The organism is Thalassotalea fusca (genome assembly GCF_053485835.1).
The window spans coordinates 148,012-162,943 of the sequence record NZ_JBQRUN010000003.1; the positions used below are offsets into that span (position 1 = coordinate 148,012).

The following is a 14,932-nucleotide window of genomic DNA, read 5'->3' on the forward strand; positions in this document are numbered from 1 at the left end:
TAAATATTGTGCGACTTGCTTTAAAATTAAGAAAGTCGCGCCAATAACTCGGCAAACTGCCCTTGGTAGGTTTGTTCCATTTCATGCTTGCCATTGGTAACTACCCAACGTCCATTTACCATGACATCACTAATAGTGTTGCCTTGGCTGGCAAACACAACGCTGTCAAGCACATGCTTATCGGCATGCGCAAATAACTGCTCTTGCTGATGGTTTAAGACAAGTAAATCGGCTTGCTTCCCTACCGCCAACTCTCCAGTATTACTGTTAGTACTTTGTGCACCACCCAGCGCTGCTCGCTGCCATAAGTTTTTACCAACTGAATATTCCTGTTCATTCGCCAATACCGCACGCTGTTGTCGAATTAAGCGCTGCGCATATTCTAACCAACGTAATTCTTCGATAGGTGAAACGGAAATATGGCTGTCGGAACCAATAGCAAACGTACCACCTTCTGCCAAAAACTCGGTCGTAGGGAATATACCATCTCCTAAGTTTGCTTCTGTGGTTGGGCAAATACCAGCGATTGCTTTTGCCGCGATCATGCCTTTACGTTCTTGTTCATCAATGTGGGTCGCGTGGATCAAACACCATTGTTCGTCTAACGCGATGTTGTCTAATAACCATTGCACTGGACGTTTGCCGTAGTGTGCCAAACAGTCATTAACTTCCTGCTGTTGCTCCGCAATATGAATATGAATTGGCGCTTTGCTATCAAGCGTTCTTACATGGTTTACAGCAGCTTCTAAAGATACTTTATCTACCGCTCGCAATGAGTGGGGAGCAATACCAACGTTGGTATTAGCGGTGCTTTCGCTTAGTGCAAAACAGTCACTCACGAGTTGATTGAAGCTCTCAACATCGTTAATAAATCGTTTTTGGCCTTCATTTGGAGCAAGTTCACCAAATCCACTAAAACGATAAAGCACAGGTAACATGGTCAAACCGATGCCTGAAGTAGAAGAAGCATTGAAAATTGCACGTGCCATTTGTGCTAGCTCTGAATAATGTTGACCGTTTTGGTCATGATGTAGATAGTGAAATTCCGCGACGCGCGTGTATCCAGATTTAAGCATTTCAATGTACAGTTGGGTTGCAATAACCTCTGCATCTTTAGCAGTTAATTGCCCCAATAACTTGTACATGATTTGACGCCATGTCCAAAAGCTATCTTTACCTTCGCTTCCTTGTTCACTAAAACCCGCAAACGCGCGCTGAAAAGCGTGAGAGTGACAGTTCACCATACCCGGAATAACAGTACCAACTTGTTGTGATTGTTCAAGTTGACCGTCTTCAATGGCGGTTATCACACCATTTTCTATCGTTAACGTTTTATCTGTCTGCCAGCCGTCGGCGAGTAAAATTCGCTTTGCATGTAATTTCACTATTTTGTCTCCACTTGCTGACCAAATTTGATTAAAGCTTCTACCAAATTTTTCAGCTTCGGTTTTACTTGTGCTGCTTTCGCTTGATTGTATTCATTGTGAGGTTCGTTCATGTAGGTTGCTTGCGACAACTCTAATTGCACCGCATGAATATTTTCTGTTGGATTACCATAATGACGGGTGATAAACCCACCTTTAAACCGGCCATTTGCCACTTTGCTGTAAGGAGCGAAATCGAGCGATTCAATTAACGCCATTAACTCCGGTGCGCAGCTTTCGCCATTGGCAGTTCCAAAATTAAAATCTGGCAGTTGCCCTTCGAAGAAGCGGGGCACATGCGATAAGATTGAATGCGCCTCCAATAAAACGGCACAACCGAACTCAGCTTTCATTTCGGCTAATGTTCGCGCAATTTGTTGATGATATGGTTGCCAATAACTTGCAATGCGTTCTTGAATTTCTTCGTCTGTTGGCTGCTTGCCTTCCAAATATAGTGGCGACGAGTCAAATGCTGTAGTTGGGCACAACTCAGTTGAATTTGCACCGGGATATAGGTCTACACCATTAGGATCACGATTCAAATCAATCACGTAACGATTATTATGTGGTTTCAATACTGATACGCCTAACGACTCAGCAAAGTCATAAAGCTTGTCTTTGTACCAATCGGTGTCGGGTACTTGTAGCGCTTTTTCGGTCATATTAGCTGCTATTGCAGACGGTATAGCCTCACCGTTATGTGGCATGCTAATGAGCACAGGAAGGCGACCTTTGACAAACGTAAATGTATCAGACATGTGACCCCTTAAAATCAATCCGCTTAATTGTATATACAACTTGATAGCTAATTTATCATGCCTACTGGTAAACAGGCAAATGCTTTATCGTGTGTTGTAAATAGAGCCTGAGCCATACTCTAAAATATTTCAAATAAACCGCTATACTTAAGGCATTTAGTAGTTACATATATTCTGCCTATGCCGCGACTTTTCACATTGATATTGATTCTTGTCTTGGTAAACGCGAACGCCAATTCAACAGATATAATCATTGCAGGAGACAATTGGTGCCCCATAAATTGCCAGCAAGACTCCAACGAACAGGGTTTTATGATTGATGTGGCCATTGCTGCACTACAACAATCTGGCTATAAAGTAAAATACGTTGAAATGCCTTGGCTCCGAGCCATTCAATTAGCGCGCGAAGGCAAGATTCACGCTATAGTAGGAGCCTTTCAAGACGACGCCCCTGACTTTCATTATCCAAATATTTCTTTTTTAAAAATGAGCCCAAGCAGTTTATTTACTAAAAAGGAATCAAGTTGGCAGTATGCAAACTTGCGTTCATTTAATGAAGTACGTTTGGGCGTAGTAAAAGGATACGATTACGGCCATTTACTAAACACGTATATTAGGTCGATCAATGAAGATGAGTCTCAATCATTAGTTCAGCTGTCGGGAAATGACGCGGTTGCAAGAAATATTGAGTTTTTGATGCGAAATAGAATCGATGTTTTTGTAGATGCAGATCCCGTCTTTTGGTATCAAGCGAAAAAGATGAATATTGCCGACAAAGTGAAATATGTTGGTTCCGTTAGCCCTCTTGAGCCTTGTTACATCGCCTTTTCTCCCGTTCACCCCATGAGCGAGTCCCTGGTGTTGGCCCTAGATAAGGGAGTAATTTCACTTAAACAGTCAAAAGCGATAGCTAAAATAGCCGATAAATACGGTATCCCTCAAGACAACTATCAATAATATTTAAATAGAGTCAGATACACTTTATGTTTGAGCTCTTGGTATATAAAAGCTCTTTATTTGTACCTGACCTATTAATTTTTACATGTGCTTTGCAACTGACAATAGCACTTGTTCGTCTAATCTCACTTTGTAGTTTGTGTTCACGTAGCTAAATGTAACTAAGCCATCAGTATTAATCACGTAAACAGCGGGCGCTGGCAACACTAATCGTGACTCTCCTGTAGCGTTCTTCTGTAAAGGGTTTTTCAAATCCATTGCATTGAGGTAACGCTTAGTTGTTTTGGCCGTTGCAAAGTACGCGAGACCAAATGCTTGACTAAGCTCAGACTCAAAGTCTGATAGCAATTGGTATCCCAACGCTTTGTCTTTAATGCTTTTTTGTAGCATGTCAGTTGAATCAGTAGACACGCCTATAAGTTGATAACCTAAATTGGCTAACTGCTTTTCAATAGCTTTTAGTTGTCCCATTTGCGTATTGCAAAACGGACACCACCCACCACGATAAAAGAACAATATTGTTTTCTGCTTCGCAACTAACTGACGAAGCGGCAGAAGTTTACCTTCGCTGGTTTTGACCTGTACATCAGGTACAAACTGCCCATTTAATAGCGGCTTTATATCGTCAACCGTTTCGGCAATATTGTACGTAGATTTGGATTGCCCTGCGTTATCTCCCACTTCAGGGTTGAATATTGGTTGCGCCTTAATTGACATTGAAACCATCAGCAATAAGCTGACTAAACTTAAGAGTCGAATCACACATAGTCCTCGTTATTTTGGAAGTGCATGGATAGACCTTGTGAGAGGAACATTGCTTTCATAAGATTTTTAGATGGGAATGAGACGCATGTGTCACCGACCCCTTTAATTTACGTTTGACGGCATTGCAGATAATAATTTAACCTCTGAAATTCTGCCGCTACCGCGTACCACCATATATTTAACATCGATAAATTGATTTGACGGCTCAATTTCCTTCAAATCAGCGGCTAAGTTTCTCGCAAACGTTTGCCACTGACCATCTGCCGACGTTTTACCCAACCCATTGTGTATGTAGATATTATTGTAATTACCTTTATCATTATCTGAATTGGTATATTCCAGTGAACGTAAGCCATTTTGCGTATCAATCATGAAGAACAACCTAAAGTCAGTAGCGAATTTTTGCGTCCACTGTACGTATGGTTGCATTCAAACAGGGTCAGATACACTTTACTTGCCCCAACACCCACCATTCAATCTAAAAAAGCGATTAATACAATCTAAACAACCCGTTTTACCAATCAATAGACTACCCGCATACTAATCACATATTCAACAAACGAGACATTAACATGCTTAAGAACATTGAAGGTCAAACGATTCCGTCAATCCAATTTCAAACACGTAACAACGACGATTGGGTGACTGTAACAACAGATGACATCTTTGCCAATAAAACGGTCGTGGTGTTTGCTTTACCTGGTGCATTTACGCCAACATGCTCGTCTTCTCACCTACCGCGTTACGATGAATTAGCGCCTGCACTTCAGGCACAAGGGGTTGATGAAATTATATGTGTGTCAGTAAACGATACGTTTGTAATGAACGCATGGGCGGAAGATCAAGGTACTAAAAACATTCGCTTCTTACCTGATGGCAACGGTGACTTTTCAGCGGCAATGGGCATGTTAGTAGATAAAACAGCTATTGGCTTTGGCAAACGCAGCTGGCGCTATTCAATGCTAGTGAAAAATGGCGTGATTGAAAAAATGTTCATCGAACCTGATTTACCGGGCGACCCATTTGAAGTGTCTGATGCTGACACCATGCTGCGCTACTTAAACCCTGAGTGCCAAACGTCGGCGATAACAATCTTTAGTAAGCCAACCTGCCCTTACTGCAAAAAAGCAAAAGCTATGTTGGAACAAAGAGGTTTAGCCTACGAAGATTTAACCGTTGGCGCAGACGTTACTCTGACGATGTTTAAGGCCATTACCAATGCCGACACTGTCCCGCAAGTTTTCGTTGATGGTGAATTAATTGGTGGCAGTGAAGCTTTGGAAGCCTATTTAACGCGATAGATTCCAAAGTTAAGAGATACAAAAACGCCAAACAATGAGAAGTTCATGTTTGGCGTTTTAACTGGTTTCAAATCACCAACAATTACACTTTGAAACGCCCAACCAGCTGATTCAATGCTGCAAATTCTTCTTGTAAGCTATCACACGCTTCGTGAGTTTGCTGCAGATTGTCTACGCTCTGTTTATTCAGCTCCATAAACTGCATGATATCTTCATCGATTGACTTGATAACACAGGTTTGTTGTTGAGTAGCGTCGGCAACGGCGTGGTTTTCGTTATCAACTTCACCCAACGATGAAATGATCAGTTGCATTTTTTCATCAGCCATTGCCGCTTTTTCAACACTGGTTTCACTATTACGTTGGCTCTCTGCCATTGAATTGACCACCGACACAGTGCCCTGTTGTAGGTTTTCAATCATACTTTCAATTTCAGTAGCCGCTTCTTGTGTGCGTTGTGCTAACTGTCGCACTTCATCAGCTACCACCGCAAAGCCTCTACCCGCTTCGCCAGCACGTGCCGCTTCAATCGCGGCGTTTAACGCCAGTAAGTTGGTTTGCGAACTTACGCCCATAATCACATCTAGAATACTCACGATGTTCTGCGTTTCAGCGCTAAGCTTTTGAATTTCGTCACTCGAATGCCCCATGGTTTCAGACAACTGCCTAATAGACGAAATATTTGCATTGAGGGCGCTCATTCCTTCCTGTGATTGGTTTTGCATTGATGAAGTAAGCTCTGAAGCATTGACCGCATTACTGCTAATCTCTTGAGAGGAATTACTCAGCTCAGTGATTGCACTTGAAACGTTCGTACCTCGGCTCATTTGCTGCTCTGCCACTTCAATACCGAAATGGGCACTTTGTCTTACTTGGTCAATGTGTAAGTCAAGTTGTGAGGCAGCATCTTGCACCTGCTTCATCGATTTGTGTACGGTATCAATAAAACCATTAAAATTTTGCGATAGCTGGCCTATCTCGTCATTGGTACTTACGGTTAACCGCTTTGTTAAATCGCCATCGCCTTCCGAGATATCACGAATAGCGCGGTTAAGCGTATGAATAGGCTCCATGAGTTTAGCGAATAGGAAATGCAATAGAACAACGGTAACCAATAAGCTCAGAATGCCAACAATAATTGCACTGTTACGTGCATCAACCATAGGTTGGTAGGCTTTTTTCTGATCAAGCATTACTCCAACGTACCAATCAACCGACTCAATACCATCAATTGGCACAAAAGAAACGATACTTTTCCCATTAATTTCATTAAGTTGCGAACTGAAGTTAGGTTTCGAACCCAGCACATCTTCAATTTGCTTATTCACCATATTGCTGTCTGGGTGGCTTAGAATTTTTCCTTCACCTGTCACCAGATAGGCATAGCCTAAATCAAGGAAATCAATAGCATTTAAGATAGACGCAATTTCATCCAAGTAGATATCGCCGCCAGCAACACCAATAAATTGCCCATTGTGAATCACAGGTGCTACTGCCGATAATACCTGCTGATTAATCGTGGCATCTAAATATGGCTCTGTGAATGATGACCGACGATCGGCTTTGGCCTGAATGTACCAAGGACGTTGACGCGCGTCGAAATCAGGCGGTAGCACTAAGTTTTCGTCGTTAAGAATGAATTCACCCGTGCTTTCTACGCCAATGTAAGTATTTTTTAACTTACCCGCTTCTACGGCTTGCTTAACAGCGTTTAGCATGATCTCGCGATCATCATCGGCCTTAGTATTTGCCGCTATTGCTTGAATAATTTGCAAGCGAGCGTTAAGCCAGTTAGCAATGTTACTCGACACTGAATGACCAATTTCGTCAATAGCTCGATTCAGGTTATTTTGCGTATCCGTTCTTAATGAAAAATAATTGACCGAGGTAGATACGGTTAGTGCCAAAACAACCAAGGTGGCCGTTACTAGCATGATTTTATGGGCAAATTTAAGCTGCTTCACAACTCACTCACTTCTTATTATGACTACTACTTTTCCCTAACCATATCATCGTGCCAAAGATAAGCCAATTCCCTCCCCCTTAAATAACTGCATAAACATCCTCCGGTAAAATCACAAAGATGGTAAACTAGCATTTACAGTTAACCACTTTAAAATATAAAACAGCGAGATAGGCGTTCACGTGGACAACCAACCTTTTAATCCTTTACATGGCATCACTTTAAAAACCATCGTTACCGAACTTGTTGATCATTTTGGTTTTGAGCGCTTAGGCAATGAATTCAAGATGAAGTGTTTTCAGCAAAGCCCTAGTATTAAATCGGCACTCACTTTTCTACGAAAAACCCCATGGGCACGTGAAAAAGTAGAAGCTTTTTACATTAAAAATAAACATTTAGTGCATAAGTAAAACGAGCAGATAATTGGCACTGCGCTTTTCTATTTTTGGCTTATGCCTAATGCATACGTATCCATAACACAAATCTATAACCAAAGCGCATTTTTTACTGGCTTTTTGATTAAAAATATTGGCACACTAGTCAAGTTGCTTTTGGTGTAAAAATCGTGCGAACTTATAATTTCCCATACGCACGCCAAGAGTATGAGCATTTGATATTTTCAGTACTTAAAGCCTTTTGGGCCACGAAAACAACCTAACTAGCCGCAACTATGTTATTAGCCAAATAATTGGAGCCAACGACTCGCTATGAAAGACAGTAATCACTATATTTTAACCTGGCAATGCCCTGATAAATCTGGGGTTCTGGCAAAAGTATCGCAAAGTTTATATGAACATGGCGCATTTATTACCGAAACTTGCCAATATAGTGATCCTTATACCGAAACGTTTTTCTCGCGTATTGCTTTTGATGATCGCAGCTTAACCGTGCCATTTGCTGAATTTCAGGACGCACTCGACACGCTCGCCAAACCACTCAACATGGACTACCGTTTGCGCGTGCGAGAAGACGTGCCTAATATTGTGATTGCCGTTTCAAAAGATGATCACTGCTTAGTCTCTTTGCTTACCAAATGGAAAGCCGGAGTGCTCCCTGTGAATATCGTTGCGGTTGTTGGTAACCATGAAGATTGTCGACCACTGGCCGAATGGCACAATATCCCTTTCCACTACTTGCCTATCAGCAAAGAAACCAAAGCTAAGCAAGAAACACAAATGCTGGAAGTATTTACCCAAACCAACGCTGATTTATTGGTGTTAGCACGCTACATGCAAATACTGTCAGACGACATGTGTCAGCAACTACGTGGTCATGCTATTAACATTCACCATTCATTTTTACCGAGCTTTAAAGGTGCGCGTCCGTATCATCAAGCACACGCGCGTGGAGTTAAAGTTATAGGCGCGACTGCCCATTACGTAACCGCAGACTTAGACGAAGGACCGATTATTGCTCAAGAAGTGAAACCGATTAATCACACGTTCACTATAGAACAAATGGTGCATATGGGGCATGACCTTGAAGCTACGGCGCTTTGTCATGCGGTGAAAATGCATGCAGAACAACGTATATGCCTTAATGGCGACAAAACAGTCATACTCGTTTAGCCAATTTTCTGCTACATTGCTTAGTTAATCAGTTAACGCAATGTAGCAGAGTTTATGACGCTTTCTTATCAAATTTCTCCAAGTAACCCAGCAAGTCATCTATTTTCGGTCGCTCTCGATTTTCCGACTACCGCAGGACAAAGTTATACCCTTTCGCTACCTGCGTGGTTGCCGGGCAGCTATATGATACGAGACTTTGCCAAGCATATTCATCAAATAGCCGGCAAAGATAACCACGATAATACACTTGAACTCACGCGGCTCGACAAACAAACCTGGCAGCTCACTGCATCTGGTGATTCAGTTAGCATTAGTTATCAAGTATTTGCCTTTGACCTATCTGTTAGAACAGCCTACTTAGATAATCAACGCGGATTTTTTAACGGCAGCTCTACGTTTTTATGTGTTGAAGAATTCAAAGACCATCCTTGTACGGTAACCATTCACGCCCCACAAGCTATTTCGACAATTGCGAACGCAAAGCAGTGGCGTGTAGCAACTGGCCTTACTCGCGCACAAGGCACCGACAAGTATGCCTTTGGAGAATATTTAGCGGAAAACTACGCAGAACTCATTGACGGCCCAGTCGCTATTGGTGATTTTGACGCGTTTGAATTTGAAGTAGAAGGTGTGATGCATCACATGGTATTTACCAGTGAACATTACGGAGATCGTGAACGAATGGCACGTGATGTTAGCAAACTTTGCCAACATCACATCAATTTGTTTGGGGAAGCCCCTTTTAAAGAATACTGGTTTATCACCCATTTGCTCGCCAATGGTTTTGGTGGTTTAGAACATAAAAATTCCACCATTTTACAAGCGAGCCGCTTTGATTTGCCCAATCCAAATAAACCAGAAGAACTCACCGAAGACTACAGAACATTCTTATCGCTTTGTTCTCATGAGTATTTTCACGCGTGGAACGTGTGCCGTATCAAGCCAAAAGAATTCGTGCCATACGACTTACAAAAAGAAAGCTACACCGAGCAACTATGGGCATATGAAGGCATAACCTCGTACTACGACGATTTTTCTTTATACCGCGCAGGTATCATTTCGTTCGACGACTATTTAAAAATACTGTCAAAAACAGCTACTCGTGTTTACCGAGGCAAAGGCGAGCTCAAACAAAGCGTTACTGAATCAAGCTTTTATGCTTGGACTAAGTTTTATCAACAAGGGCCTGATGCAGCGAATAATATTGTGAGCTACTACACCAAAGGCTCACTAATTGCGTTGTGGCTCGATTTAACTATTCGTCAGCGCTCTAATCAGCAATACAGCTTAGACACGCTAATGCGTGAATTGTGGATCCATTTTGGTCGCCCTAACATAGGTACAAGCACAGAAGATTTTATCAATATCACGAATGTTCTGTGTAATGCTGACTTAACAAAAGAAATTACATCGCTGCTTACGCTTCCTGAACGTGTTGATTTAGCGTCTTTGCTAGAAGACTTTGGTATTGAATTCAAACAACAAAAATTCAAATTACTCAACGCGCCAGAAACAAATGACGTTAGCGAATACCGACCTTACTTGGGATTGCAGTTTAAAGACCAACCTAACGGTTTGAAAATAACGCAAGTCTTTGAGGATTCACCTGCGGCTCAGGCTGGCATCGCTGTGAATGACATACTGGTCGCTATAGACAATCTCAAGATCACCGAGAAGTCGATTCAATCTCTGGCTGAGCACTTGCCTGCCAACAAAAAGGTTTCGTGCCACTTCTTTAGAGACGATCAACTTATTCAGAGTGAAGTTTACTTTACAGATTCACCTACAGCAGGTGTCGCTCTGGTGTGTAAAGATATTGCATTAGCTGAGAATTGGCAGCAGATTATAGGCTAGAAAAATAACGGCATTGCAGTGAATTCGTTATCAATATGCTCTCTTGTACTGGTTTCAATTTGCACTGTAAAGCAAAAGCGTAGTGATTTGCTGACGCTTTTGTCAGAACCTTTTTATAATGAAAATTAGAGCGATGACTTACTTTATGTAAGAATTTGAGCTAATTATTTTTGAGAAGCACATTATTATGATCAATATTGAAAAAATACATCACGTTGCCTACCGTTGTCTTGACGCAAAAGAAACGGTTGAATGGTATAAAGACAAGTTAAATATGGATCTTGTTTTGGCAATCGCTGAAAACGAAGTGCCTTCAACGAAAGCACCAGACCCTTACATGCATATCTTTTTAGACGCTGGCATGGGTAATGTGCTTGCGTTCTTTGAGTTGCCTAACTCACCAACTATGGGCCGTGACGAAAACACGCCAGCGTGGGTACAACACATGGCACTACAGGTGAAAGATTTAGACGCACTTATTGAAGCGAAAGAATCTTTAGTGAGTAAAGGTGTTGACGTACTTGGCCCTGTGAATCACGGTGTATTTAAGTCTATCTATTTCTTCGATCCAAATGGTCACCGCTTAGAACTTGCTGCCAACACTGGTACGCCTGAGCAATACAAGCAATTGAATGAAGTGGCTCACGACATGATCAATGAATGGGCGGTAACTAAACGCGCGCCTAAGCATGCGGCTTGGTTACACGAACAAGACTAGTTCATTCGTGAACTTATAATTCGCCCGTGATTAATGATGCGTGGCGAAATTAAAAGGTAGCCAATTTTGAGCTACCTTTTTTGTGTAATTTACCTAGTACGTTTGTCATGTCTTAAAGCCATTCGATTTGTTCGTGCCTCACACTCAGCCCCTTCGTCAGGCTCAGGACATTCGGACAAAGCTACACGTTCATGCTGAGCGCGAAGCAGTCGAAGTGTGAGCGCTAAAAAATTCACCATTTATTGCGCTCGATCAATAAAGCCAAACTGCAATTCCGTTACGCTAACGCGCAAATAGTTAGCGAGGCAGCACATGGCAACAACGCCCTTTTTCGATCCTACATTACTGAGCAAATATAATACCAGCGGACCACGATATACGTCTTATCCAACCGCGCTGGAGTTTAATAGCGCCTTTACTCAGGACGAGTTCGTTCGTGCCGTCAAACAATCAAACAATAAAGCATTATCGCTATATATTCACATTCCATTTTGTCACAGCCTTTGCTATTACTGTGGTTGCAATAAAGTCGTTACGCGTCATCGCGACAAAACCGATATTTATCTGGATTATTTAATCAAAGAAATCACTGCCCGCGCACCATTGTTTAGTGACCATCAGGTAACTCAGATTCATTTGGGCGGTGGCACGCCAAGCTTTTTAACCAATGAACAACTTACGAGACTAATTAACAGCATTACTGAGTCATTTAACCTTGCACCTGAATTAGAGCAAAGCATTGAAATTGATCCAAGAGAAATTGAGTTATCGCTAGCGGATCATCTATGGTCACTTGGGTTTAATCGACTAAGTATTGGCGTGCAAGATATTGATGAAAAAGTACAGCAAGCCATTAATCGTGTGCAATCAACAGAATTTATTGCTGACTTTATTGCGCACGCTAAGCAAGTTGGCTTTCGCTCAGTCAACATAGATTTAATCTACGGTTTGCCACATCAAACTACTGACACCTTTGCCCGCACGCTTGCTAAAGCCAAAGAAATGGATGTCGATAGAATATCGTTGTTCAGTTATGCCCATTTGCCCAATCGCTTTGCCGCCCAACGTAAACTTAGAGATGAATGGCTGCCGAGCGCCCCTGAAAAATTTGCATTAATGAAGCAAGCCATTGAAAAGATGTGTGAATATGGTTACGAACTCATTGGGATGGATCATTTTGCCAAGCCGAGTGATGAGTTAGCCAAAGCGCAAGCCGATGGCACATTACATCGTAACTTTCAGGGCTACACCACTCAAGGTAATGCCGACTTACTCGGTTTGGGCGTTTCTTCTATCAGTGCCATTGGTAACAGTTACAGCCAAAACCAGAAAGACTTAAAAGCGTATTATCAGGCTATCGACTCCGATACACATGCGATAGACAAAGGGTTAACGCTCTCACAAGATGATGTGATTCGTGGTGCAGTTATTCGTTCGTTGATGTGCAACTACTATATCAGCAAGCATCAAATCAATAACCAATTCAACATCGATTTTGACCGCTATTTTGTTGACGATTTGCCAATGCTCGACACCTTTATTGCTGACGGCTTAGTTGAAAGTGATGAAGATGATATTTATGTGTCGCCCAAAGCTCGATTACTTATACGCAATATCTGTATGAGCTTTGACATTTACATGAAACAACATATCAACCAACAACGTTTTTCACGTGTAATTTAGCCATTTCCTAGCCCGCAGCAAGTTAGCATAATTATGAGTGTTTGAGTCACACGCGTAGTTGTGCCACTTGCTGTATTTTTTGCCCACGCAGAACTTAGCTATAAAGACTACTCCAAAGCCCCTAAGTTAAACATCTGCCCAGCACTTTCAAAGGCCAGAATATTACCCTGCTCAGTCGCCCTCTCTTCCGCCAGCTCCACCCATTGATAGTACACATTGCGGTGCACTTTAGCCGTGATGTTTCTACGCACAATGACATATAAACTGCCATCAGCTGAAATAGTTAATGGATGTGCTGCGTCCAGCGCGAATATGTCGTCAAGGTTAGTTTTTACCTGCATCGTTGAACACTTGTCATCAAGCCATTGCCATTCAGTAAGGATAAGCGGCGCGTCTTCAACCGTTATACCAATTTTTTCCACAGGCGTAACAAGATAGTAATTGTCGTCTTCTTTCTTTAATACCGATGCTAATAACTTGACTAATCGATGGCGCTTAAACGGTGTGCCCATGTAGTACCATTGACCATCCGCTTTAATAGTTAAGTCCATATCACCACAAAAAGGTGGATTCCATTTTTCTACAGGTGGCATTGCCTGCTGTTGAATATCGGCAAAATCATTCAGTTGTTTAGTCAGTTTTTCTAAGGTCATTGCGCATCCATATTGGCACTGTATTATACTAATTTTACCTGATATCGAAAAAAGTCAAAATTATCCTTGTCAAATAGCGGTTGATTACTATAGAATTCGCGCACTTCATTAAACGCTCTTGTTTAATGTTTCTGTGGTGGCATTAGCTCAGTTGGTAGAGCCCTGGATTGTGATTCCAGTTGTCGTGGGTTCAAGTCCCATATGCCACCCCACTCTTCCCAAGATTCACAATTTTTTATTTACTTAACCATTTCATTAGAATTTCACGAAACGAAATCACTGGTGATTCCGCAGTACCATTTTGGCGTGGGTTCAAGTCCCGTATGCCACCCCACTCTTCCCAAGATTCACAATTTTTTATTCACTTAACCATTTCATTAGAATTTCACGAAACGAAATCACTGGTGATTCCGCAGTACCATTTTGGCGTGGGTTCAAGTCCCGTATGCCACCCCACTTTTTCCTATGCATCAAAATTCTTAACTAATTTCCGTTATTCATTTGAACTACACGAAAACGAAATCACAAGTGATTCCGCAATACCATTTTAGCGTGGATCTAAATTTTATATGTCACTCGATTCTTTCTTTAAATTCAGCTCATTTCACATAATGAGACCTTTACAGTAGTTATCCAATCGTTCAGCTTACGTTCATTCTAGTAATTACAAAATACATCAAAGAGTTATCAATGATGTGCGTACGAACAAAGGAAATTTTCTATGATTAACAAACTATGCTTATTAGCACTGTGTATTCTAATCGCTAGCTGCAGCAACACGCCTTTCAATGCAAAATATGCCAATGCAGGGTGGGATAAGATTATTATTGCGCCCATTGGCGGTAGTTTAGCTGAATCTGCAGAGCTAACCTTTGAACATGAGTTAGCAGTTACTTCCAGTATCAATGTGATTCCTGCTAGCATGGTGAAAATCCTCTTAAAAGAAAAAGACCTTATTGATACTTACGCCCAAGAACCTGAAAAAGCCCTGTTCTTACTTGCGGATAAAATATCAGCCAATGGCATTATCTTCGCCGAAGTTAAATCAACAATACCCTCAAGGCGCAACAGTGCCGATTTGGTATCAAACGCAGTGGAAATTTACGCAAAGTTAGTTGATGCCAAGACCAGAACTATTGTTGCGGCTAGCCATCAGGAAGCCTCCGCATTTTTTTCTAGCCCGAATACCCTAGTTAAAGAAGTGTCATCAGAGTCAATTGATGAGTTTAGAGAAGTATTTGCACTTTTGAACGTAAATTAATACGTGAATATTAGGTGTTAAGTCCTGT

14 protein-coding genes and 1 tRNA gene are annotated in these 14,932 nt (G+C 41.7%); 9 read left to right on the plus strand and 6 right to left on the minus strand.

Annotated elements, in window-relative coordinates; translation table 11 throughout:
• Window positions 1–26: 26 nt before the first annotated feature.
• Together ACSLUK_RS05015 and hutG are read right to left on the minus strand one after the other, a co-directional pair.
• On the minus strand, window positions 27–1,385 hold the full coding sequence (locus ACSLUK_RS05015; protein WP_448547427.1) for a formimidoylglutamate deiminase: 1,359 nt from the start codon (window positions 1,383–1,385) through the stop codon (window positions 27–29).
• Window positions 1,385–2,182: an N-formylglutamate deformylase gene (gene hutG / locus ACSLUK_RS05020; RefSeq protein ID WP_448547428.1), complete on the minus strand. Its 798-nt coding sequence runs from the start codon at window positions 2,180–2,182 to the stop codon at window positions 1,385–1,387. Before hutG ends, ACSLUK_RS05015 begins: the two co-directional genes overlap by 1 nt.
• A 180-nt stretch (window positions 2,183–2,362) precedes the next feature.
• On the opposite strand from hutG, the gene ACSLUK_RS05025 reads away from it, so the two are divergent.
• On the plus strand, window positions 2,363–3,139 hold the full coding sequence (locus ACSLUK_RS05025; protein WP_448547429.1) for a substrate-binding periplasmic protein: 777 nt from the start codon (window positions 2,363–2,365) through the stop codon (window positions 3,137–3,139).
• Window positions 3,140–3,220: 81 nt separating this feature from the next.
• On the opposite strand, the gene ACSLUK_RS05030 is transcribed toward ACSLUK_RS05025, so the two are convergent.
• A complete protein-coding gene (locus ACSLUK_RS05030) occupies window positions 3,221–3,901 on the minus strand; it encodes a peroxiredoxin-like family protein (RefSeq protein WP_448547430.1) in 681 nt (226 codons plus the stop codon).
• Between the two features lie 105 nt (window positions 3,902–4,006).
• On the minus strand, window positions 4,007–4,276 hold the full coding sequence (locus tag ACSLUK_RS05035; protein ID WP_448547431.1) for a hypothetical protein: 270 nt from the start codon (window positions 4,274–4,276) through the stop codon (window positions 4,007–4,009).
• A 200-nt stretch (window positions 4,277–4,476) separates the two neighbouring features.
• On the opposite strand from ACSLUK_RS05035, the gene ACSLUK_RS05040 reads away from it, so the two are divergent.
• On the plus strand, window positions 4,477–5,205 hold the full coding sequence (locus tag ACSLUK_RS05040; protein WP_448547432.1) for a glutathione peroxidase: 729 nt from the start codon (window positions 4,477–4,479) through the stop codon (window positions 5,203–5,205).
• 82 nt (window positions 5,206–5,287) lie between these two features.
• Here the strand turns inward: ACSLUK_RS05040 and ACSLUK_RS05045 are convergent, their stop codons facing one another.
• A complete protein-coding gene (locus ACSLUK_RS05045; RefSeq protein ID WP_448547433.1) occupies window positions 5,288–7,168 on the minus strand; it encodes a methyl-accepting chemotaxis protein in 1,881 nt (626 codons plus the stop codon).
• A gap of 181 nt (window positions 7,169–7,349) precedes the next feature.
• Here ACSLUK_RS05045 and ACSLUK_RS05050 point away from each other — a divergent pair, with 181 nt between their 5' ends.
• The 5 genes from ACSLUK_RS05050 to hemN all read left to right on the plus strand — a co-directional run bounded on the left by ACSLUK_RS05050 (window position 7,350) and on the right by hemN (window position 12,990).
• Window positions 7,350–7,577, plus strand: a complete 228-nt coding sequence (locus ACSLUK_RS05050; RefSeq protein WP_448547434.1) for a VF530 family protein — start codon at window positions 7,350–7,352, stop codon at window positions 7,575–7,577.
• A gap of 297 nt (window positions 7,578–7,874) precedes the next feature.
• Complete coding sequence (gene purU, locus ACSLUK_RS05055) at window positions 7,875–8,735, plus strand: formyltetrahydrofolate deformylase (RefSeq protein ID WP_448547435.1); 861 nt, start codon at window positions 7,875–7,877, stop codon at window positions 8,733–8,735.
• A 54-nt stretch (window positions 8,736–8,789) separates the two neighbouring features.
• Window positions 8,790–10,589, plus strand: coding sequence for a M61 family metallopeptidase (locus ACSLUK_RS05060; protein WP_448547436.1), 1,800 nt, complete (start codon window positions 8,790–8,792; stop codon window positions 10,587–10,589).
• A gap of 187 nt (window positions 10,590–10,776) precedes the next feature.
• A complete protein-coding gene (locus tag ACSLUK_RS05065) occupies window positions 10,777–11,307 on the plus strand; it encodes a VOC family protein (RefSeq protein ID WP_448547437.1) in 531 nt (176 codons plus the stop codon).
• A 312-nt stretch (window positions 11,308–11,619) separates the two neighbouring features.
• Window positions 11,620–12,990: an oxygen-independent coproporphyrinogen III oxidase gene (gene hemN, locus ACSLUK_RS05070; protein WP_448547438.1), complete on the plus strand. Its 1,371-nt coding sequence runs from the start codon at window positions 11,620–11,622 to the stop codon at window positions 12,988–12,990.
• 107 nt (window positions 12,991–13,097) lie between these two features.
• Here hemN and ACSLUK_RS05075 read toward each other — a convergent pair whose 3' ends face one another.
• On the minus strand, window positions 13,098–13,643 hold the full coding sequence (locus ACSLUK_RS05075) for a DUF1285 domain-containing protein (protein ID WP_448547439.1): 546 nt from the start codon (window positions 13,641–13,643) through the stop codon (window positions 13,098–13,100).
• Window positions 13,644–13,779: 136 nt separating this feature from the next.
• Between ACSLUK_RS05075 and ACSLUK_RS05080 the strand changes: the two genes are divergently transcribed.
• Both ACSLUK_RS05080 and ACSLUK_RS05085 read left to right on the plus strand, forming a co-directional pair.
• Window positions 13,780–13,855 (plus strand) — tRNA-His (locus ACSLUK_RS05080).
• Window positions 13,856–14,364: 509 nt separating this feature from the next.
• The gene (locus ACSLUK_RS05085) at window positions 14,365–14,904 is read left to right on the plus strand and encodes a hypothetical protein (RefSeq protein WP_448547440.1); all 540 of its coding nucleotides are present in this window, start codon (window positions 14,365–14,367) and stop codon (window positions 14,902–14,904) included.
• Window positions 14,905–14,932: the final 28 nt, after the last annotated feature.